This window comes from Polaromonas sp., from assembly GCF_012927485.1.
GTDB lineage: Bacteria > Pseudomonadota > Gammaproteobacteria > Burkholderiales > Burkholderiaceae_C > Polaromonas.
In genome coordinates this window covers 1-20,642 of record NZ_JABBPC010000002.1, presented here as the reverse complement: position 1 = coordinate 20,642, position 20,642 = coordinate 1, and the positions used below count along the sequence as shown (strand labels likewise).

The following is a 20,642-nucleotide window of genomic DNA, read 5'->3' as shown; positions in this document are numbered from 1 at the left end:
TCGGCTCAGGATTTACTGAGAGAGTCGGAATTCAATACGACGGTTTCTTGCGCGACCTTCGCCAGTAGCGTTACTCGCAACCGGCCGGTCCGGCCCCGCGCCAGAAGTAGTAACGAGCTTGCTATCGATGCCTTTTTCAGAAAAGTAGGATTTCACTGCTTCTGCACGAGCTTGACTGAGCGATACATTGCTGGATCGCAAGCCCTGATCATCCGTGTGGCCGATGATTTCCACCTTCTGACTTTTTAATTTTTGTAGTTCGGCTGCCATCTCATCCAGAATCTGCTTTCCACGAGGGGTGAGGTAGGAGCGCCCGCTTTCGAATTCAACAACTCGATTGGCAAGAGTTTGATCAAGAGCACCCTGATCAGAAGCAGTAATTCTCAACCCATTGTTGACGATGTAACTGGGGTTGAGGTTGCCGGCAATATCGCTGACGATTTGTTGTTTTTGTACTTCATTCGCTACTTCACCACGCAAATTCACGACATTGCCGTCAATCTTGAGCTGTCCTCGATTGACCAGCTTGAGGTTGGGTGTGATGAGTTTTTGCACATAGGTATTCCAGTTGGGAGGCATAACGACCGCGCCAACCGAAATCTGATCGAGCACTTTATCAGCGCCATACACCTCTCGGAGTTTGGTCAAAATGGCAAGTTTGCTTGTATCGTCTGGCACCGTACCTGTAATCACTACCTGGCCCGGTGTTGAGGCAATGGCGACCTGGCCGGAGCCTTGTGCAAAAACGACCTCCACGCTTTGCAGTGCAATCCAGGCACCAAAGAAAAGCACACAAAGCTGTTTAAAAAAGTTGTTCATCTGTTTAATTGCCCAAGAAGACTTCGTTGAAATACTGCCTAGCCGAAGTCAGGGAAAGTCGGGGTTGCTCCAAATAGCTCGATAACTTGGCTACGCCATAGTCGGAGGTCACCGTTTCTTCGACCCATGCTGCCTGGTCAAACCTTATAAAGTGCTCCTGTGCAATCTTGGGGCTGAGCACTGCCTCGAGCGTCAGCGAGGAAGCACCACTGAACCCCACGATGAGGACAGGGCGTTGCTGCGAGTGAGTGACAAAGATGGACAACTCGAAGTCTGCGCGTTGCAGAAATGGATTGATCAACGCCAACCAGAAGGCGGCTGTTAAAGACCGGTAAACGGGATCTATCGGCAACGGCAGGCAGAGACTTTTCTCTAACCGATTTGAACCACTGGCCATGACAGGTTGCAGCAAAAGTCCGAGGCCCAAAATCAACTGCCGACAATTGCCTTCAAATCCAGCGTCTTTTAGCCAGCTATCCAAAGATCCAATCGTCTGCTGCTCCAGGAAAATATGGAAATTTTCGTCGTATGCCTTGCTTTCAATGTCAACTTGAACCATAGAACCCGCGATTGCATTCAGATCGGACGTGGCGTCAACAGCGGCCGCCGCATTGGCGGACAAATGCGACAAACGACTCCATAAGCGGGACAACGCCAGGGGGCTGCGATAAGCAAACGCCTTCGAATCGTCCACATCCATGGCCACGGCAGTCACAAATGGGAATCGGCGTTGAGCTGCGTCGCAACTGGCCGTGAAATGCCCCGCTATCGCAAGCCGACTGCGTGGTCCCAAAAAAGCGAAATGGAAAGGTTCAACTTCATCGTAAATGCTTTTCCACCGGGTATCCGTGCTCATGCTGTCCATGGTGCGAGCTAACCAGTTGTCCAGCGAATTTAATAGCGGCAGGCTGGAGCCGGATTTGACAAAATCACCGCGACTGGGAACTTTCCCAAAATAAGTGATGTTGGCGTTGGTCGGTACGGTGCTCATTTGCCAGCCCCCACAACGGCGGTTGTCGAGACAGACCCCTGCACAGAAGCTACCGGACTTGCAGCCGCGACAGGCGCCGCCTGCGTCACCGTCGTGGGTAAGCGCATGCCCCGATAGCCTTGACTCTGCGACGGTGCGCTGCCGCCAGTACCGGCTTGCGGGCTACTGATAATTTTCAGATCAATTGAGACGGTCGCGGCACCATTCACCCACGTCAGTTCGAAGACGCCGTTATCTTTTCGTTTGCGCTGCGCAGAGCCAATGAGTTTTTCCAGGCCAAAGCGGCCCGGAAAATTTACCATCTCCACGGTACGCCCATCGAACGTCGTGGCCACTACCCGTGCACCGGGTGCGCCTTGTGGGTTGGGCCAGACAAAATTGACCCATTGCGCCTGGGTATTGCGATAGCGCAGCTGCTGTCCGTCGATGTCAACGGTGTATTCGGTGACACCGGTGGCTGGCAGTGGCTGAATCTGAAACACCGTTTGAGCGTCGGTACCGCTTGATGCGGCAACACCGCCTGCACTTAAAGGAGCCACCCAGCTAGGGAAGCTACTCACAACTTCCGGAGCAAGGTTGATCCCCATATCTGCCCATGTTTTTGCCGTGAGCGTATCACCCCGTCTTACCACTAGGGGTCCCATTGCGGTAGTCACAAACTTGGCAATAGCCCCTTCTGCACCAAAAAATTGACCAATCTCGCTACTGGTGGCCTCAATTTTGGAGTCCAGCACAAACGGATACTTGCTGCCTAGTGTTTTTTGGAACGGGTCATACACTTGCGCCAACCACGTTTTATTCAGCTCACTTTCCGTCGGCTTGACGACCACCGAGAAAGCTTGAACCAATGGTCTGACCAGGATGGGGCGAATCGCTTTGCGTTGCGTATCAGTCATGCCGACCATCATTTGCTCATCGACAAACTTGAGTGAATCAGACAGCTCTGACCCGCTGCCTTCCAATGTCTGTTGCATCAACTGCTTGGCACCCGGCCCCGAGTCGCCCTGGTTCTTGATTTGATTAAACCGGGTGCGCAACTTGGACAGTGTTTCCATGTAGCCGCGCATCAAAGATGCATCTTTATCCTTGACTACCACCAACCGTGCCACACCAGCGAATTCAGTTCCTACCGGCCCCACGGGCGTCTGACCTGGTGTACCCGCAAGATTGAGGTTGACATTCATACCCGAGGGTGTCTGACGCAGTATGGTCTCTTTGAACCATCCCACAACGCCCTGTTGAGCACGCTTTATGCCCTCATTAATCAGCGAAGGATTGTCCCAGGAGGTTTGTTCATAAACCGTGTTGATCAACTTGGAAATCGGTGAATTCTGCGGATCACCAAATTTATTCATAGCCGTTACAGTCTGGTCAAAATTCGTCAATTCGGTTGCGGTAACGCCTGCAATAAATTTCAGCCATTCTTTGGCATATTCAGCCTTGTATTGAGCCACCAGAGCTTTTTGAATTTGTTCCGGGCTTCCCTCCAAAGTCAGATCATCTCTGGCGGCTGTTTTAAGAACCCAGTCTTCACTCTGCAACTCTTTGTTAGCGGCAACTTTAATCGCCTCTTCAACGTACTTTTCCCAAGCTTCACGCGTAAAAGTGCCAGCAATTGCATAGCTTCCGGAAATCAGATCCTTGTCTTGATCACCCACAATTCGCGCTACCGTCATGGGCGGGAAACGGGTCGACGCCCGTGCTTTGACATCCGCGTAAACACGGTCCCTCGCTGGCATGCCACGCACAACGCGCCGCAATGTGTCACGTGATTGATCGACCAGCGTCAATTTGTTTTCTATTGCAGGCCAGGAAGGATCGCTCACCTGAGACAAGAAAAAGCTGATGAGCCGCTCCGCACTGCGGATCATTTGCTCTCTGGGCATAGCCGCACGGTTTGATTCCAGCCAGCCGCGCCAAAAACGGGCAAGTTGATCATTGAGATGTCCCGACTCGACTCTCGACTTGTCCGCAAGCATCAAATAAGTTTTTAGAGCGTTATAGGCATCTTCCGCATTGGCAGGCGATGAGTCCTTGTACGCCGTCAGGCCGCCAGACTCCTTCGTTGCAACACGGGGTGCCACTGCGGCGTCACCCAAGGCTACCGGAGTCTGCGGTGGACTACCCATCGGCGCAAGCTTATCGCCACCAGCGACCACTTCACTCAAAAACGCCTCAAGATTGCCGGCAACAGGCTTGAGCATGACTTCCTTGATACCGGCGAAGTATTCAGTCCGCAGCTTCTGTTCCAGCAAATCTCCCTTGTACAAACCCATACTCAGCGAGAAGGGTCGATTCTGACGGTACTGCTCCAGTTGCTCAATTCGATCCTGAAGAATTTCGAGTGCTTCCATTCGAGATTGCAGGTCCAATCGTTTGTCCTGCAAACGTACAACCTTGTCCAGATCGGCCTGTACATTTTCGATAAGCCTTCTGTTGTTGACGTAAGACCAGCTCCAGGCAGTTAACGACAGCGCCAGCGCTGCCGTCGCGCCAATAAAGGCGATATAGCGCAGTCGTTTTTTTGCTCGACTTGCGAATCGCGCCACCAAAGCTTTGTCAGCAAAGATGACATTTCGAAATAAATCATGAAGAAAAAATCCGTACTTGGACGTAACCGTTGATACTTCTGTTTCTCTGAGCTTTAGCGAAAAGCGCTCTGCCACGCGTTCCGACGAGGTGCTTGCAGAAGCCCCATCCTGCAACGCACTTGTAAAGTAAAACCCGCGAAATACAGGTTTGAATTGAAATGGATTTTCTTCAAACAACGTCAATATAAAAGCCCGCAACGATGACTTGATAGACGCAAATTCCAGTGGAAAAGTCAACAAGGCCGTTGTTTTGTCTTCGTCCTGGTTCAAGGCCATATTTGCCAGGCTCATCTCACGCAAGCCATCGTAAAGCTCGTCAAAATGCTTATCAAACAGCTTGGCGGCGTCCTGTCCGGTGCCTGACGGGGCATAAGGTAGCGTTGCGCCCCAGACGCGATCTCTCTCGGTGCGGTTGGTTTCCTGAAAAAAGTCAGTAAATCCTGAAATAAGGTCCGCCTTGGTGAACACGACGTAGATCGGCGCAAATACTTCAAGTCTCTCCGTCAGTTCCTGCACACGTTGACGTAGATTTTTGGCAAGCGTTATACCGAATTCAGGTCGATTTCCAATCAGTTCGCCAATGCTTGCCGCAATGATGATTCCGTTGATTGGCGCTGTTGGGCGGTGTTTTTTTAGCAGGCTCAGGAAGCCGAACCATTCATCCAGGTCTTCGTCATGCACCGAATACCGACCAGCGGTATCGAGAACAATGCCATCAGAGGTGAAAAACCAGTCGCAGTTGCGCGTACCACCCACACCATGGATCACCTTGCCGGTTTTGTCGGCTAACGGGAATTGCAGGCCAGAGTTGGCAATTGCCGTACTTTTGCCTGCCGCCGGATTGCCAATAACCATATACCAAGGCAGCTCATACAAAGCGGCTATTCCCGAAGTTTCACCCAGCTTGGAAGTCTTGATTTTCTTGACTGCTTCGAGCATGCGCTTGCGAAGTAACTCCACTTCTTCCGCGCGCATGTTCTTGTTCCCCTTCGCGCTGGAACCCACCGCTTGGGCTTCCAGCATGTCGCCCAACTGTCGGGAAGCTTTTTCAGCTTTTCTTCGGCGAACCCACCAAACAATCACTCCAATCATCACTGCGCCAACGAAAATCGCGAAGGCCCAAATTGCAGCTACCTCTACTGCACGCAAACCGAGTAATAAAAACGCTGCAAGCGCGACGAAGCCAATCACGATCAGTGTGCGGCGGTCGGTCAAAAATTGCCAAAATCGTTGCATATATCAAAACCAAAAGTGAATAAACCCAAGGTATGAGTCGAAAAATATATTTATCTTTTATCGGCTAGGCAGCTTTTGCTGTATCCGACTTATCTTTAATATCTATTTCGAAAGGAACACGCAGCACGACCGCCGCACGAAGCAGAGGATCATGCAAGCTTGCACATAGCACCGGAAGCTGCTCATTAATTACATATTGATGAGCAATACATAGAGCCGCTACCGTGGTGATCTGAGGCAGGGAACCACAAGCCTGCGCCGCTTTGAGGGCATCTTTGGCAGCGTCAAGATCAGGAAATGTTTTGGTCACCATTTCTGCCAATTCAGACTCTCGACTTGGGCGGTGGTCGTTATCGGCGCTGATTAACTGTATTTTCGAAACTTCCACTTTCGATATTTCCACCGCCAAGCCTACGAGACTACCCAATAAGTCAGCAGAAACACGGCCTTTTTCGTCAGCGGACTTTTCGCGGCTCGCCCAGGATGCGCGGTGCAGGCTAGAACATTGCCCTGTCCCCAGCATTTTGCTTTGCTCTGCATCCGCAAAAAGCAGTCCGGCTGCCGCCTCTCCGGGTCTGGAGCCCTGTGTGTTCTTGCCGCCAAAAAGGTTATTTTTGGCGGCAAGCGCGTCAACGTACTCTTGCTGAATCCCGGAATCACTCGCCACCAAAATGCCAATGGTTGGCAACTGCATCCGGTGGGCGCTGACGTTGATTTCATCCAGCAGAGAAATGGGGTTAGCTTGCTCGGTCTTTGCTTTTTGCACCAGAATTCGATGCTCAGGCCAGCCATACTGAACAATTAACGACTTCAGCCAAGCAGATGCCATGGATTGGTGCGCCTCTGACCATTGCCTGGGCCAAAGTCCGATCAGGCGCAGCGGCAACACCGTGTCGTCCTTCTTCAAACGTCCCTCTTCTTTTTGCTTCAAGCAACGCTGCACGTCCGGATGCTCACTCGCCAAAGAGGCCAACTCATTGGTACTCAATGCAGCCAGGTGCAAGGCACGGTATTGACTTTCACTCCATTGGAGATCCGGCTGCATGCTGGTTTTCTGCCACTCGGCAATTACAGCTCGAGTTTCCGAATCCTCCAATTCCGCGATACGAGCTGAAAACACTGGAAAACCCTCGGAGTTTTTGAGTTCCGGATCCAGCTCAAAATCAATATCACCGGCTTGGAGTTTGCTCAAAACTTCCGATGACGACGTCCCGGCGGAAGTCTGAAGCGAACTGGCCACGATGTTCAGCGTCCATTCGCGCTCCTGCTCGGCGTTATGTTTGCGCAGATCCTCCGTTTGTTTTGTGGCATCCGATGGTGCCGCCGGCCCTGCTTGAGGTTGGCTGACCAATTTCATGACGCCCCAACCGGCACCCACCAAAACCAACGGCACGACGCCCAAATAGAGCACGAGTTCGGACTCGGAAGGCAGGCGCGATGTGTTTTGCCAATAGATAACAACGACAAGCCATACCAGCAAAAAAATGGTACCAATCCCGACCACCCGCATCAGTAACGCTCGCATTGCAGCTTTTTCCTGTTATTTTATTTAAAAGCCGCGAAATCCATTAACACATATCACCGGCAATCGCCTGACTTGCAATTAACTGGGCCCCACAGGCTGTCTTGTCGCCGACACGAGCGACTGGTTTGCCTTCGATTAGCATGGTGAGATCGCCGGTCACGATGGGACAGGTGCCGTGTCCTCGTTGTGGGCACGACACCATATCGCCCACGCGTGCGACCCGGACGTTACCAACGAAAGTCTCGGCAGATGCCTGAATAACCGTCCCTCCATGCGAAGTTTTGTCGCCTAAAACAATCAAACTACGTGACATTTTATTTTCCCAAGACAACAAGGCATATACCACGAACGACCAGACTCTATTTAATGAAACCTGGTTTTCGCCATTCAATATGCCCAAAATCCATCATTTTCCAGCGGCCGCCCCAGGTCAAACCCACTGACTCGGCGACCTCACCATAAAGCGCGTAGCCTTTCATCGCCCATGGATCTTTTTCTGAAACCACCAGTTTACCGTTGAGCAAGAAAGCACAGTCAACGGCCAAACCAAATTGGTGGTAGCTCTGAAACGCCTTGGCGCTCGTCACCTGGGTGCCCATTTGAGACAGCATGTCTTGCCGCTCGGGACTTCGGTAGCCCTCCAAAATCGCCATTTCATAACCATGCTTTTCACGCATTATTTTAAATGCAAGCAATACCCGTTGAGAAAATTCCTGGTCAAGCAATTGCCAATTTCGGCTAGCGCTTTGCATAAAAGGACGAACTTGTGCAACTTCGGCAGAGGCAAATATATCTGGTGGCAATGGAGCTGGCGGAACCAATTGCTCACCTTTGAGCAGCTCTGCAACTTGTGAATTTATCTCTACCCGATCAGTTGAAAATCCGTCCAAATATAAGCCAGAACTAAAAATCAAAATTCCCACTGGAGGCAAAATGACCAGCAAAAGTCCAAAAATGACGCTCCACCAGTGTCTTTCGATCCAATTGGCGCCTTGACGAAAAGCACCTCCCGATTTGCTTGAGAATAATGCCGCTTTTGAAAGCGTTCGTATTGATAACGTGGCGCCACCCTCCGTTACGTGTCTCCCAGCGTTGCGAAATTTTTGAACTAGTTTGTCCGCCAGCTCTCGACCCTCTGGGAAAAGGGCCACCCAAACCACGAAACAAGCCAGCAAAAAGTAGAGAACAACAAAGCCAAACACAATTTATAGATACTGATATGAATTTCAAAGAGCATGATTATGGCTGAGATAGATGATATTTCTAAGTAAATGGTGCAGTTAGAATATGCGAGGGTTGCTTCCGCTCATTGGCATCGCATAATGTCTCGTGGCTTGGTAATATTTAGGACATCAGGGTGAAATTTATATGGAAGATAAGAAAAATCAGCCAGACGTTACAGGCGCAAAGCCCTCTTTGATGTCACTGCCCGAGTTGGGTACGGTTTCAAGGGAAAAAGGAGATAGTCAGGCGGCAGAGTCCCGAATTTTGTTTAACTTGAAAAAGGAACCTCTGGTCATTAAGCGAGCCAGGGGAAAGTCAGCCCGCACAGCTTTCAAGGTTTTCTCAGTCATCGGCATTGCTGCTGTCGTGGCGGTCTTTGGTTTTCGATATATTTCTGGGGTAGATGTCGCCGGCAGACTTTTTGAAGAACCGCTTGCTACCTCATCAATATCGTCAGCAGTCGTAAAGGTCGCCGCATTGGTCCCAACGCAGCTTGTTCCAGCCATAACGCCTGTGAAACCTGCTGCGGTACCCGAAGCGGCCCAGATCGTCAACCAGCCCAGCCCGCCCGCGGCCACACGAGCCGCACCGGATCAAGTCGCCAAGCAAGCCAGTCTAACGACCGCATTGGAAGAGGGCGTGAAGCCTCCAGTCGCGATTATCGAGAAAGCACTTGAAAACAAATCGCAGGTGGAAGCGCCCTCCAGAGCCCACGCTAAACACGAGATCGCAAAGGTCGCTCCGACCCCCAAGAAAAAGGGAAAACCTGCAATTGCGCCTGCGGTAGACGAAGACATTAACTTGCTCGCCGCTCTGATAGCTCACGACAACGCTTCTACAGACACAGCGCGTGCGGCCGCAGTTAAAGCCAGCGCTGCGCAGGCATCAGAAATAAAGAAAAAAGAAAAAGAAAAAGAAAAAGAAAAAGAAAAAGAAAAAGAAAAAGAAAAGGATAAATAGAAAGCAGGCGGCGACGCCACAGCCGATTAATAAGAAAAGGCCCGTTGTCGGCTTGTGTTTTCAAGGGGTTATTTCATGCAAAACTGTGTTCTGATTCATCGGGGGCTCGGGTCATGACGTCAAGCCCTCAGACTGACCAAACCACCCAAAATATCGTCTCGCTCCTTCAGGCCAATTTCTCCAGCGCCAAGCGCCTGTATGACCTGAGCATCGAAGGGGTGCAAGAAGCAAGCCCGCTGGGCGCAATGGGCACGGGCTTTCTTCCCGGCCAAACTTTCATGGTCGAAGCGTATGTTGGCCTTGAGTCCCTGCACACCGCCAGCGCCTGGGATATTCTGGTGCTGTCCCTGGATGCCCATGTTTCCCTCTCGAGTCTGCTCGGCAAGATCTGCCAGTTGCACACTGCTTTAGCCGACGGCACGCGCACCACCACTACTGGCATGATCAACCAAGCCTTGCTTCTGGGCAGCGAAGGCGGATTGGCCCGCTACCGCCTGCATGTGGTGGACTGGACCTGGATGCTGGGCCAGAGCACCGCCAGCCGGGTCTGGCAAGACACCCGCGTGCTCGACATTCTCGCCAGTATCTTTGCCCGCTACGCACCGCAAGCGGCCTGGGGCGTGTCTGATGAAGTCGGCCCCTTCATGCGCGAAGCGCACCAGGAAGGCATGCGCAGCTACTGTGTGCAATACCGCGAAACCGATCTGGCCTTTGTGCAGCGCCTGCTGACGGAGGAAGGCCTGGCGTGGCGCATCGAAGAACATGCCGACAGCCCCGCCAAACACCGCCTGCTGATCTTTGCCGACTCGACCCAAAAGAGCGCCTTTCCCGAGGACTACAGCAGCGCCCATGTCCTGGGTGGGCAGGGCATCCGCTTTCACCGTGGCCACGCCAAGGAAGCCCAAGACAGCTTACAGGCGCTCGCAGCCCAGCGCCGCCTGCCCAGCGCCGCCGTCACCCTGCTCAGCACCGACTACAAATCCAAACAAAGCCTCAGCGCCAGCGCCCCCACCACAGCGGCCTTTGGCGGCAAGAACGCCCCACGGCTAGAGATCTACCGGCCCCAAGCCCCGTACGCCTTTGCCAACCGCACGCAGGCCCAACGTCAGGCCGAGCTGCAGATGCAAGCGCTGGAAGCGCGCCACGAGCGCTACTTTGCCCGCAGCACCGTGCGCACCCTGCGCGCCGGCACCCGCTTTACCCTTACCCAGGCACCGCTGCCCGCACTCAACGACCCGCACTTTCCCGGCTTTAACGTGCTGGCCGTCAGCCACCTCGGGCTGAACAATCTGCCCAAACCCGCCGTTGAAGGACTGGCCGAGCTGCTGGGCGACGTACCTGAATTGCTCAGTGGCCTGCTGCGCGAACTGCAGTGCCCGCAAGGTATTGCCCCCGCCAGCGCAACGATGCTCCTGGACACGGCGGCCCTGGTCGCGCAAGCCCAGGCGCTGGGCTACGCCAACCAGTGCGAACTGCTGCGCGCCGATATCGTGTGGCGGCCCCTGCCGCTGGAGCGCCCCACCGCCCCGGGGGCGCAGACCGCCCTGGTGGTTGGCCCCGACGGCAGCCCCACCGACACCAGCGCAGGCGACCTGTATGGCGACAAGTTGGGGCGAGTGCGTATTCGCCTGCACTGGCAAGGCCAGATGGCCGATGGCGATGGCGCCAGCAGCGGCAATGCGAGTTGCTGGGTCCGCGTGGCCCAACGCAGCGCCGCAGCGGGCATGGGTCTGCAGTTCCTGCCGCGCGTCGGGCAAGAGGTGCTGGTGCGATTTTTGGGTGGCGACATCGAGCGCCCCATCATTGTGAGTGCGCTTTACAACGGACAAGGCGAAGGCGGCGTGGCGCCCACCCCGGGCGGACAAACGGCCAGTACAAATCAAGCTCCGGCGGCCAACCTGTTCGCCGCGGCCAACGACCATCGTCCCAGCGCCCAGGGCAACTTGATGGCCGGCGGCGCCGCAGGCAACAGCCCGCCCTGGTTTGGCAGCGTGCATGGCCGGCACGGCGAAAGCGAAGCCGCCAGCAGCGCCGGGGGCCACGCCAATGCCGCCGCCCAATGGGGTATCCGAACCCAGGAATGGGGCAGCGCGGGTGCGCCCAGCGCGGGCTACAACCAACTGGTGTTCGATGACAACGATGCCGGCGGCAACCAGCAGCGCATCCAGCTCAAGACCAGTCAATACGCCAGCGAGCTCAACCTGGGCCACCTCATTCACACGGCCGACAACTACCGGGGCAGTTTGCGCGGTCAGGGCTTTGAGCTGCGCAGCGATGCCTATGGCGCGGTGCGCGCGGGCGCCGGACTGATGTTCACCACTTACGCCATCCAGCACAACGCCCGCCAGCGCGACCCGGCCGGCCACGCCACAGTCAAGCTTGCCAGCCATGAGGGCAGCATCCAGCCCAACGCCAGCACCATCGACGAGGCCGCCGCCCCGCTGGCCGCCCTGCTCAAAGCCAGCGCCACGCAGGTGAGCGGCCAGCGCCTGCAAAGCGCGTACTCGGACGCACCGGCCAAACAAACTTCGCCCAGCGCCAACGCTGTGCCCCACAGCGGCGGGCCGATTCTGACGCTGGCCGGACAAGCGGGTCTGGGGCTCATCGCCGGGCAAAGCCTGCAGTTCAGCAACGGGGAGACCCTCAGCCTCATGAGCGGGCAAGACAGCCAGAGCATCACCGGCGGGCAGCTCAGGATTCACAGTGGACAGGCGATTGGCATTCTGGGGGGTGCGGCGGGGCCGGGTGAAGACGGCAAAGGCTTGACGCTGATTGCAGCACAGGACCCGGTGCGTTATGAAGCGCAAAGTGATGCGATCAATATTCAGGCCAAGGAGTTGATCAACCTTCAAAGTGCCAACTCAAACATCGACTTTGCAGCCGCCAAAAGCATCAGCCTGAGCACCGCTGCTGGCGCGAACATCACGATCGAGGGCGGCAACATCACCGTGCAGTGTCCGGGCAAACTGACCGTGCATGCCAGTGCGAAGAAGTTTGATGGGCCGACCTCACTCAGTCGAGAAACGCAGACGTGGCCGAAGGTCAAATTTGATGAGGAATTTATCCTCAAGTGGCCTTTTGATTCAACACCAGCCGCTAACCGAAAATTTCAGCTCATTGATGCCCAAGGCGTGGTGGCGCGATCAGGCACCACTGATGGTGAAGGCAAAACGGGTTTGTACAAAAGCCAGCTGCTTGAAGGCCTGAGTCTCAAAATCATTCCAGAGAATATTTAAATGGCCACCACTATCGATCGCGTGATTGCTCCAAGGTTTGATAAGCATGGGGTAGCGTCCTACCCCTCTGTGACCAGTCCCCCCAGTGAGTCATTTGCAATTTGCTACATGGTCCCCGATCGCATCATTCCGGTGATTTTTGTACCCGGGGTGATGGGCACCAACCTCGGGGAAAACATCGACAAAAAGAAACCTCCTATAGCGCCAGTGTGGCTGCTTAACTCCGGCATGGGCATGGCAAAGGATTGGATTACGAAAAATGCAAAATCAAGAAAAAAGCTTTTGCGCCCCGACAACACGGATGTTTTTAGGGGTGGCGATATTCCGCAAGGCAGCATTCAGACGGACACCGAACTCAGACGCCGCGGCTGGGGTGAAGTCGGTTTCAGCAGCTATGCAGAAATATTGGTCTGGCTGGAAAAAACCCTGAATGATTTTAACGACCCTCACAATGGCCCCCGAGTCGGCCTGATTGAACAAGTGCTCGAAGGCGCCGTCAAAATGGACAAAGTGGTGCGCGACGAGATTGCGCTGACCTACAAATACCGCTTTCCCGTGCACGCCGTCGGCTACAACTGGCTGGACTCCAACGCCAAGTCAGCCGAGCGTCTACAGCTGAAAATTAACGAGTTCATCGCCTTTTACCAAAAAAACTTCAAGTGCGAGCAAGTCATTGTGGTGACCCACTCCATGGGAGGCCTGGTGGCGCGTTATTGTTCCGAAAACCTGGGCATGCAAAGCAAGATCCTGGGCATCGTGCATGGCGTCATGCCCGCCATTGGCGCTGCAGCCGTGTACCGGCGCATGAAAGCGGGAACCGAAAACCCCGACAAAGGAACCTGGAAAAGCGCGGCTGGCGGCTTGGCCAGCGAAGTGCTGGGCGGCAACGCGGCCGAAATGACCGCCGTTTTATCGTCAGCCCCCGGGCCGCTGCAAATGCTGCCCGGGATGGAATACGGCATGCGCTGGCTCAAGTTTCATGATGGCAAAAATGAGCTTGCACAAATGAGCCTGCCAAAGGCCGACCCCTATAGCGAAATCTATACCGTGCGTGGCAAATGGTGGAGTCTGTGCGATGACTTTCTCATCGATCCTAGGGATGAGAAAAAAGAACGTATTGAGACGGATTGGATTAACTTTACAAATGTCATACGGTTGCATGTAAAAAAGTTTCACGAAAAATTGCAAGGTAAATACCATCCCCACACCTATGCCTTCATCGGTGTTGACCAGACCAAAGCCGCTTATGGGCAGGTGCAGTGGACGTTTCAACCTAGCTCTAATTACAGCCATGAAACCTTGCCCAACGACCTTCTGGATGTGTCATTCCAGCGTGGCAAAGGCGAGGGCTATGAGCAGCCGATTGAACCCCGCAGGCCGACCAGGTTCGTGGGGCAGCCCGCCCACCCCAGCCTGATGCCGATGCGAATCAGTACGCCCGAAGAAGCCGGGGACGGCACGGTACCGCAGCGCTCGGGACGCGGGGTGAAAGACCACGCGAAGGCTTATTTCGAGTTACAGCGGGTGGAGCATGAACCCGCCTATAAAAACGAGAATGCCCATGCCCAGCGCGCGGCTCTGTACGGCATCGTGAAGATTGCCCAGCGCATCAAAGACGTTGCGGGCATGGCCTACAAGTGAGCGTCGTTCCGACTTTATTGCGATCCGTGCTGGCGGTTGTGGCGCTCTGCGCTGTTATCGCCACGGAAGGCTGCAAGCCACCAACCCCTCCCCTCACCGCACAGGAACAACAAACCGTGAACGAACTCACCCAAAACATGCAGACCCATTGTCTGGGACGATTCTTAATAGACTTGCCCAAAAGCATACGCGGCAGCACCCAGCAAACCGTGGGATACAACCATGAGGTGGTAATAGAGGTTATGGGCACCCTATCGCTCAACGAATTCAACATTCGCATGGGGCAGATCGAGGCGGAATATCGGGCGAAGAAACACAGTGAAGGCTGGCCTTACTTTTACAGCGTCAGCTCGCCCAGCCCGACCATAAAGCTGTTCGAGCGGCTGGAAAGTGAGAATGAACTTGACGACAGTGCACGAGTAATTGAAGGCTACAAATGGTCTGACGATAAAGTCATCAAAATGGTCGCTAAGGCTATTGATGTGTCCGCCCCAAAATTTCAAAATGATGTACTTGCAAAGCAAGTGCCAACCACCACCCCCCAGAAAAGGGCCTTGCTCACAGACCTGCTGCAACGGGCTCGAAGCCGTGAACTCAATGACATTCCCACAGAGCCCGGATTTTGTTTTGAGGGCGGATTTTTAGCGGGCAAGGCAGACAAAGAGGAGGAAATCAGGGCCGTATTTGATTTCAAAAAAATGCCGGATGTGCAGATTAGATGGAGCGGCGATAGTCACGCACAACTGGATGACACCTTGCTCCAACGCCCGGGACTTAGTGAGCTCATATCGCGTAGCAATGGGGCACTCTTGCGCAAGGGTGTCGTCAAGATACCGGGTGTATTTGAGGTTGAGGAATGGTTGATGGCGGGGGATATGGACCAGGCCGGTGGAAAAACTATCAAGGGTCATTATTTCAAGATGGAGGGAAACTCCAAAAGTGGCAATCCACATACCCCTTTCTTTGAGGTTGTCATGGAAAACGGAGGCCCGATTGAGTCCACGTTCGATGCCAATGGAAACTACACTGTAACCCCCGCATCACTGACGGAAAAAGAGGCTCTGGCCCTGTGGGATGCTGTCTCAAAAACCATTCGCATGCGGCCGGGAGCGTTGTGAAGCTAGCCCCAGGAATGGGGCAGCGCGGGTGCGCCCAGCGCGGGCTACAACCAACTGGTGTTCGATGACAACGATGCCGGCGGCAACCAGCAGCGCATCCAGCTCAAGACCAGTCAATACGCCAGCGAGCTCAACCTGGGCCACCTCATTCACACGGCCGACAACTACCGAGGCAGCCTGCGCGGTCAGGGCTTTGAGCTGCGCAGCGATGCCTATGGCGCGGTGCGCGCCGGTGCCGGACTGATGTTCACCACCTACGCCATCCAGCACAACGCCCGCCAGCGCGACCCGGCCGGGGACAACAGCGCCGCTCTGGCCTTGTTAAAACAGGCGACGCTGCTGTCCCAAGCCTTCAGCCAGGCCGCCAGCACCCACGCCACGGTCCGGCTTGCCAGCCATGAGGGCAGCATCCAGCCCAACGCCAGCACCATCGACGAGGCCGCTGCCCCGCTGGCCGCCCTGCTCAAAGCCAGCGCCACGCAGGTGAGCGGCCAGCGCCTGCAAAGCGCGTACTCGGACGCACCGGCCAAACAAACTTCGCCCAGCGCCAACGCTGTGCCCCACAGCGGCGAGCCGATTCTGACGCTGGCCGGACAAGCCGGCCTGGGGCTCATCGCCGGGCAAAGCCTGCAGTTCAGCAACGGGCGATAGTGTGCTTCAGGTCATACCTTTCCAGCTTGCACTATTTGCCGCATGCACCCTCTCGCTGCTGTCGGCAAGTCGGAATGGTCGCGAAGCTGGAGCGAAGAGTTGGGTTCTGCTTCCAAATTGCTTGATACTGCGATTCAGTCCACCTTGGACTGGACCGCCACAAGTCGCTCAGGACGGTGCTGCGCGTTCAGTTCGCCCGAGAGGTGGCGGCTTCAACCCTCGGGAATTCACGGCATCACACCCGCCCAAATGCAATCAAAGTCCGGCGCTTGCGGGATAGACTTCACACCATGAGGATTGCATAAATCTGACCATGTCAGGATGATGTTTCAGCATGCTTTTAGGTGTAAGGTCAGTTTTGACGCCCTCAAACAGGCATCGAAGATTCCTTGAGGCCGCTTTCGCGTCGCTATGTTGGATGATCGTGTTGGGCACCAGAGAGCCCTGCATGACGGGCCTTTCCCGATCAGCAGCGGACATTCCAAGTTAGGCCATTAGCCGATACCATGCCTTAAATTCACGGCACTACCCAGATAGAAACAAATAGAAATGAAAATCCTGATTGCTGCCATTCTTGTCCTGAGCAGCGCATTCACCCATGCTGCCGACAAATTCGAGCCTGTCCTTGCGTTGACGTCGATCAGCGCACTCGATGTCCCGCGCTATATGGGAACCTGGTATGAGATTTCCAAATTCCCGGCTTGGTTCCAGAAAAAATGCGTGGCTGACACGCGGGCCGAGTACAGCTTGCTGACGGGTGGCCAGGTTCAGGTCGTCAACCGGTGCCGGCAAGAAAACGGTGAAATGAAGGAGGCGGTGGGTAGCGCCAGACAAATTGGGGGTACCGCTTCTTCAAAGTTGGAGGTCCGCTTTGCCCCGGCTTGGCTGTCCTTCATTCCAGCGGTATGGGGCGACTACTGGGTCATTGACCTCGACCCCGCGTACCAGCTTGTGGCCGTTAGTGAGCCTAAGCGGGAGTATCTGTGGATTTTGTCCAGAAGCACAAAAGTGGACCCTGGTACCTATTCCGCCTTGCTGGCACGGCTGTCCAGCCAGGGCTTTGACCTCCAGCGGCTGGAGAAAACCATTCACCGGGACTGAACAAGGGTGGACATGGGCCGATGGCACAGCGCGGACCCGGCCACAGATTCATATCAGAACGGCGACAAAGCCGAGGCCTGCTAGCTCAATCACAAAGGTCTCTGCACCTACGCATCCGTACGCTGCGAGCAGAAATGTCAACTTTTCAATACTGAACCCCCGGTGACGCAAGAAGACAGCGCCCCTATTTGCAAGCATTCGTAGGAGTCGTGATGCGACCAACTGCGGACATTCAACGCTCGAGCCTCACCGTACCCAACGGTGTGACGCTAAGCCCGGGTTGGCCAAAATGTGCCGTGTACCGTCAGACCGGACCGGTGACCTACCGTAAGAACTCATTTCGAGCGAGGGGTTAGGCCTCGCTATTTTTGGCCACGTTCTGCTCATGGTTCCGAAGGCGAAGGCGTGGCATGACTGCGAAGACCAGCAGCAAGGCAACGTAGACAGAACCAGAAACCTGGTCTCGGCTCTTGAGGAATTCAGCGAGCGTCTGACTCTGGAGGACAACCGCGAGACCAAGTTCTGCGCAGACCGATAACGCAAGAGCAAGAACCCAAGCGGCTAGGGAACGGCCAGGGGAACATATTCTGGGGAAACGCCGGAGGCTGAAGCCAGCAGCGAGGAAGATGACGGTTGCCATGATGGGCATCTCTGCGAGTTCCGCCCAGCGTTCGCCTATGCGCGGTACGAGAAAAGGGACTCGAATAACACCGAGCACGAAACCAGTACCAAGCACGATTGCGAAGTAAGTAAGCCCAGCACGAATAATCTTGCTCAAGGGGTGGACCGCTAAAAAAGTGAATTTTGAGGTTTAACGTCCGCGCGCAGCAGACGCCGCAGGCGGTCGTTGGGAGCAACCAGGTAAGCCGCTTCGTAGCCAATTGCCTACGAAAGCTATTGTTCCGACGAATGTATTCAGGCTGCAGGAGCGATGATAGGCGTGAGTCGGCTCACATAATCGCTTTCCTCACGTTTTTCTGCAGCATGTCCTCGACCTTCGTAAGCTCTGGCGCAGCCACGGCTTCCACACCCGGATTTCTACGAGCGACAAAATCTTCTCCAACGTTGCTTGCGGTTGAAGGTCTGGCGGCAGGAGTGCATCTGCCAATTTGAAATGAGCGGATTTTCAGCCGTTGTTTTGCAAGGTTGGCGTCGCTGCGCTGAAGGAAAATACCTTTGGGGTAGATGCCTCTAACTTTGAAAAACTGATGAAAAATAACAAATTTTGCTTTTTAAGCGGTATCCTGGCACTGGCATTGATGGGCTGCGCCGCCCCCATTCCTGTAAGCGGCAACACGAGAGCCGGCGATACGCTGAAATCGGACGTCAGCAGGCAACTTGCAATGGAAGCGCGCCTCTACACCAAGTGCGAACGCATCGACTCAGTCACAACCGAGGTTCTCAAGACCAACGCGGTCGGCTCGGGCAAGACGCCGGCGTCGCTCAAGTACGGAAGCGTCGAAGAACGCTGGACCGTAGCCCTTTGCGGCCAGCGCGTGCCGTTCCAAGTAACACTGACGCCGGACGGCGAAGGCGGAACTTATTTCTTGACAAGCCGCGAGAAGCAATAGTCCAAGTCGCAACGGTGCTGAGCCGGCGGCGGCGAACAAATTGATTTTGCCGACGGAATTCCTTGGTATATCCGTTTTTCTGCGCTAAGTCACCCCGCTAGCCCGCGGCTGCAACGCACCGGAGGCCACATTCGCCCAAGCGAGGAAAAAGGCTCGCGAGGCAGCTGCTCTTTGAGCAATAAAAGCCAGGTAAGGGCGCGGCGAGCCTAGGGCTTGGCGGAAATCGTATGCGCGGTTTGACCGCTGGCTAAAAACTCCACGGTCACGTACACCGCTACCACCTTGTGGCATTTCGTCAGGCTCCAGCGTTCCTTGAGAACGCCCGAGGTCAGCTGGCCTTTGTCGTTCTTGGACGGGTTGACCGGCATCTCCAGAATCTCGGTATCAATCTTTTCGATGGGCTCGCTGCAGCCAGTCAGTACCGTTGATAGCGGGATGAGCTTGGGCATGATGTCGCCGCGAAAGATGTTGTCCAGCGCGGTGATGATGCTCTTGCCGCCAAATCCAATCGACACCTGGCGCCCCGGCGCCTCCTGCGCGACGGCGCTGGCTGTCAGGCAGCAGACCGCGAGGAGCGCGAGTCCGAAATTTTTCTTCATGAGTTGCATCTCGTGGAGGTGGAGCCGAGTGTAGCGACCGGGCAAGTTGCTTACTCGGGAAGACCTCGGCATGCCGCTGAACGTCTCGCCGACCTACCCGGGCAAGCCGCTAGACACGCAGCAGTTGGGGAAAGTGTTCGTGGGTGCTGATGGCGCGCGGTTGGTCTCGTCTAGACCCGCTGCGGAAGGCTTCTACGATGCCTTGGCCGTGCCAATTGCAAAGGTTGCATGCATGCCGGCCCATCGGTGATGGCTGCCAGTTTGGCGTGTCGTAAGGTGGGGCTGTGACACGCTACTGTTCATGAACACAGCCGACTCCGCTCTTGCAGTGGCGGCTGGCGCCAACCGGCCAGTCGCCTCGCTTTGCTGCCCGTCTGCTGGAGCTTTGCAATCGCCGCGGCGGCTGCAGAGGTCAGGGTGCTTAGCGCAGAGGCATTCTTTCCGGTGGTCGCGGCTATGGCACCCATGCTCGAGAAGCCCACTGAAGACAAACTGTTGGTGGTGAAGGACACAGCGGCCGGGATTGCGAAGCGCATCCGCGACGGCCGAAACTTTGGCTTGGCCATCCTGCCGCCGGCGATGCTTGAGGCGATGGGCAAAGAAGATGCGGTTTCTGTCGGCTCCATCATCCCGCTCGCTAAGGTAGTAGCGGGCACGCAGAACGGCACCGTCTACGCTGGCGCCGTCCCGGCTTAAGCGTCCGACTCCCCCTCCCGCGCTGTCATCGCTCATCCTGCTGGCGAGCGAGGACACTCAGGTAAGTACTCAAAGACAAGGGCATGGCAGCGCCGTAGCGCGCGTTCAGCACGTTGGTAAATCACTATCGGGTCGCACAACGCGTGCATCGTTCGGGTGAAGCGCGATTATGTCGCCGCCGCCCGACACCTGCGAAGGCATGTCGTAGGCCAATGAACTTGGCGTCCTGAATATATACAGGGTCGCGGACTGCTGGACGCTTATGTACTTCCGGCAACAGGAATTTCAGCGTCATGAACCTTTTGGCATACCTGTTGTCGACCAGGAGCGGACTATGAGCGAAAGTGTTCCCGACTAGTGGCTGCCTTGGCAAACGTCGTAGCTACCACCTAGCGCGTGTCAACGCTGCGGGACGCCGCTTGCGATGCGGAAGTGGGCTTGTTCTAGTTCGACGATAAGTTCGTCAATCTCCGCCATAAACTCGTCGCGGCTGGCATGCGGAATAGGGTTGATTATTTCTGATGAATGTCTAACCAACGCCCGCTCCCTCAGCCGCGCGTGCCCGGCGCTGAGTTTCACAATAGTGAATCGCCCCGTATTTTGAGGAGGCTCAAATCTCTGAGAGGATTGAGCCATGAAGAAGTCAAACAAGTTTTCACCCGAGGTTCGCGAACGCGCAGTGC

The 20,642-nt window shown here is 55.2% G+C and carries 17 protein-coding genes and 1 pseudogene; 9 read left to right on the top strand and 9 right to left on the bottom strand.

What is annotated here, in order from left to right:
- Positions 1–12: 12 nt before the first annotated feature.
- The 6 genes from HHJ16_RS00120 to HHJ16_RS00095 form a co-directional block, all read right to left on the bottom strand.
- Entirely contained in the window at positions 13–819 is an 807-nt protein-coding gene (locus tag HHJ16_RS00120) for an OmpA family protein (RefSeq protein ID WP_293639675.1), read from the bottom strand.
- 4 nt (positions 820–823) lie between these two features.
- Positions 824–1,810: a type VI secretion system-associated protein TagF gene (tagF, locus tag HHJ16_RS00115; protein WP_293639673.1), complete on the bottom strand. Its 987-nt coding sequence runs from the start codon at positions 1,808–1,810 to the stop codon at positions 824–826.
- Positions 1,807–5,637 (bottom strand): type VI secretion system membrane subunit TssM, encoded by a 3,831-nt coding sequence (gene tssM / locus HHJ16_RS00110; RefSeq protein ID WP_293639671.1) that lies wholly within the window; start codon positions 5,635–5,637, stop codon positions 1,807–1,809. Before tssM ends, tagF begins: the two co-directional genes overlap by 4 nt.
- A gap of 64 nt (positions 5,638–5,701) precedes the next feature.
- Positions 5,702–7,162: a hypothetical protein gene (locus HHJ16_RS00105; protein WP_293639669.1), complete on the bottom strand. Its 1,461-nt coding sequence runs from the start codon at positions 7,160–7,162 to the stop codon at positions 5,702–5,704.
- Positions 7,163–7,205: 43 nt separating this feature from the next.
- Complete coding sequence (locus HHJ16_RS00100) at positions 7,206–7,475, bottom strand: PAAR domain-containing protein (RefSeq protein ID WP_293639668.1); 270 nt, start codon at positions 7,473–7,475, stop codon at positions 7,206–7,208.
- Positions 7,476–7,521: 46 nt separating this feature from the next.
- Positions 7,522–8,367 carry a M15 family metallopeptidase gene (locus HHJ16_RS00095; RefSeq protein WP_293639687.1) on the bottom strand — a complete coding sequence of 282 codons (846 nt, stop codon included), beginning with the start codon at positions 8,365–8,367 and terminating at the stop codon, positions 7,522–7,524.
- Between the two features lie 163 nt (positions 8,368–8,530).
- On the opposite strand from HHJ16_RS00095, the gene HHJ16_RS00090 reads away from it, so the two are divergent.
- The 6 genes and pseudogenes from HHJ16_RS00090 (at position 8,531) to HHJ16_RS00065 (ending at position 17,093) form a co-directional block, all read left to right on the top strand.
- Entirely contained in the window at positions 8,531–9,346 is an 816-nt protein-coding gene (locus HHJ16_RS00090; RefSeq protein ID WP_293639667.1) for a hypothetical protein, read from the top strand.
- 113 nt (positions 9,347–9,459) lie between these two features.
- Positions 9,460–12,582, top strand: coding sequence for a type VI secretion system Vgr family protein (locus HHJ16_RS00085; RefSeq protein ID WP_293639666.1), 3,123 nt, complete (start codon positions 9,460–9,462; stop codon positions 12,580–12,582).
- A complete protein-coding gene (locus tag HHJ16_RS00080; RefSeq protein WP_293639665.1) occupies positions 12,583–14,223 on the top strand; it encodes a hypothetical protein in 1,641 nt (546 codons plus the stop codon).
- 116 nt (positions 14,224–14,339) lie between these two features.
- Positions 14,340–15,341 carry a T6SS immunity protein Tli4 family protein gene (locus HHJ16_RS00075; RefSeq protein WP_293639663.1) on the top strand — a complete coding sequence of 334 codons (1,002 nt, stop codon included), beginning with the start codon at positions 14,340–14,342 and terminating at the stop codon, positions 15,339–15,341.
- A 51-nt stretch (positions 15,342–15,392) separates the two neighbouring features.
- A pseudogene (locus HHJ16_RS00070) lies at positions 15,393–15,992 on the top strand (type VI secretion system Vgr family protein); the annotation flags it as partial.
- A 549-nt stretch (positions 15,993–16,541) separates the two neighbouring features.
- Positions 16,542–17,093: a lipocalin family protein gene (locus tag HHJ16_RS00065; protein WP_293639661.1), complete on the top strand. Its 552-nt coding sequence runs from the start codon at positions 16,542–16,544 to the stop codon at positions 17,091–17,093.
- A gap of 352 nt (positions 17,094–17,445) precedes the next feature.
- On the opposite strand, the gene HHJ16_RS00060 is transcribed toward HHJ16_RS00065, so the two are convergent.
- Complete coding sequence (locus HHJ16_RS00060) at positions 17,446–17,871, bottom strand: hypothetical protein (RefSeq protein ID WP_293639660.1); 426 nt, start codon at positions 17,869–17,871, stop codon at positions 17,446–17,448.
- Positions 17,872–18,301: 430 nt separating this feature from the next.
- Between HHJ16_RS00060 and HHJ16_RS00055 the strand changes: the two genes are divergently transcribed.
- Positions 18,302–18,664, top strand: a complete 363-nt coding sequence (locus tag HHJ16_RS00055) for a hypothetical protein (protein ID WP_293639658.1) — start codon at positions 18,302–18,304, stop codon at positions 18,662–18,664.
- A 206-nt stretch (positions 18,665–18,870) separates the two neighbouring features.
- Here HHJ16_RS00055 and HHJ16_RS00050 read toward each other — a convergent pair whose 3' ends face one another.
- Positions 18,871–19,263 carry a hypothetical protein gene (locus tag HHJ16_RS00050; RefSeq protein ID WP_293639657.1) on the bottom strand — a complete coding sequence of 131 codons (393 nt, stop codon included), beginning with the start codon at positions 19,261–19,263 and terminating at the stop codon, positions 18,871–18,873.
- Between the two features lie 70 nt (positions 19,264–19,333).
- On the opposite strand from HHJ16_RS00050, the gene HHJ16_RS00045 reads away from it, so the two are divergent.
- Together HHJ16_RS00045 and HHJ16_RS00040 are read left to right on the top strand one after the other, a co-directional pair.
- Positions 19,334–19,513 (top strand): hypothetical protein, encoded by a 180-nt coding sequence (locus tag HHJ16_RS00045; RefSeq protein ID WP_293639656.1) that lies wholly within the window; start codon positions 19,334–19,336, stop codon positions 19,511–19,513.
- A 113-nt stretch (positions 19,514–19,626) separates the two neighbouring features.
- Positions 19,627–19,959: a hypothetical protein gene (locus tag HHJ16_RS00040; protein ID WP_293639655.1), complete on the top strand. Its 333-nt coding sequence runs from the start codon at positions 19,627–19,629 to the stop codon at positions 19,957–19,959.
- A 399-nt stretch (positions 19,960–20,358) separates the two neighbouring features.
- Here the strand turns inward: HHJ16_RS00040 and HHJ16_RS00035 are convergent.
- The coding region (locus tag HHJ16_RS00035) for a hypothetical protein (protein WP_293639654.1) at positions 20,359–20,642 on the bottom strand (284 nt) is incomplete at its 5' end.

Bases quoted from the DNA above. Each gene is read 5' to 3' on its own strand.
- HHJ16_RS00065 (WP_293639661.1), top strand. From the start codon at position 16,542: ATGAAAATCCTGATTGCTGCCATTCTTGTCCTGAGCAGCGCATTCACC.
- HHJ16_RS00105 (WP_293639669.1), bottom strand. From the start codon at position 7,162: ATGCGAGCGTTACTGATGCGGGTGGTCGGGATTGGTACCATTTTTTTG.
- HHJ16_RS00055 (WP_293639658.1), top strand. From the start codon at position 18,302: ATGAAAAATAACAAATTTTGCTTTTTAAGCGGTATCCTGGCACTGGCA.
- HHJ16_RS00050 (WP_293639657.1), bottom strand. From the start codon at position 19,263: ATGAAGAAAAATTTCGGACTCGCGCTCCTCGCGGTCTGCTGCCTGACA.
- HHJ16_RS00085 (WP_293639666.1), top strand. From the start codon at position 9,460: ATGACGTCAAGCCCTCAGACTGACCAAACCACCCAAAATATCGTCTCG.
- tagF (WP_293639673.1), bottom strand. From the start codon at position 1,810: ATGAGCACCGTACCGACCAACGCCAACATCACTTATTTTGGGAAAGTT.
- HHJ16_RS00120 (WP_293639675.1), bottom strand. From the start codon at position 819: ATGAACAACTTTTTTAAACAGCTTTGTGTGCTTTTCTTTGGTGCCTGG.
- tssM (WP_293639671.1), bottom strand. From the start codon at position 5,637: ATGCAACGATTTTGGCAATTTTTGACCGACCGCCGCACACTGATCGTG.
- HHJ16_RS00080 (WP_293639665.1), top strand. From the start codon at position 12,583: ATGGCCACCACTATCGATCGCGTGATTGCTCCAAGGTTTGATAAGCAT.
- HHJ16_RS00100 (WP_293639668.1), bottom strand. From the start codon at position 7,475: ATGTCACGTAGTTTGATTGTTTTAGGCGACAAAACTTCGCATGGAGGG.
- HHJ16_RS00045 (WP_293639656.1), top strand. From the start codon at position 19,334: ATGCCGCTGAACGTCTCGCCGACCTACCCGGGCAAGCCGCTAGACACG.
- HHJ16_RS00090 (WP_293639667.1), top strand. From the start codon at position 8,531: ATGGAAGATAAGAAAAATCAGCCAGACGTTACAGGCGCAAAGCCCTCT.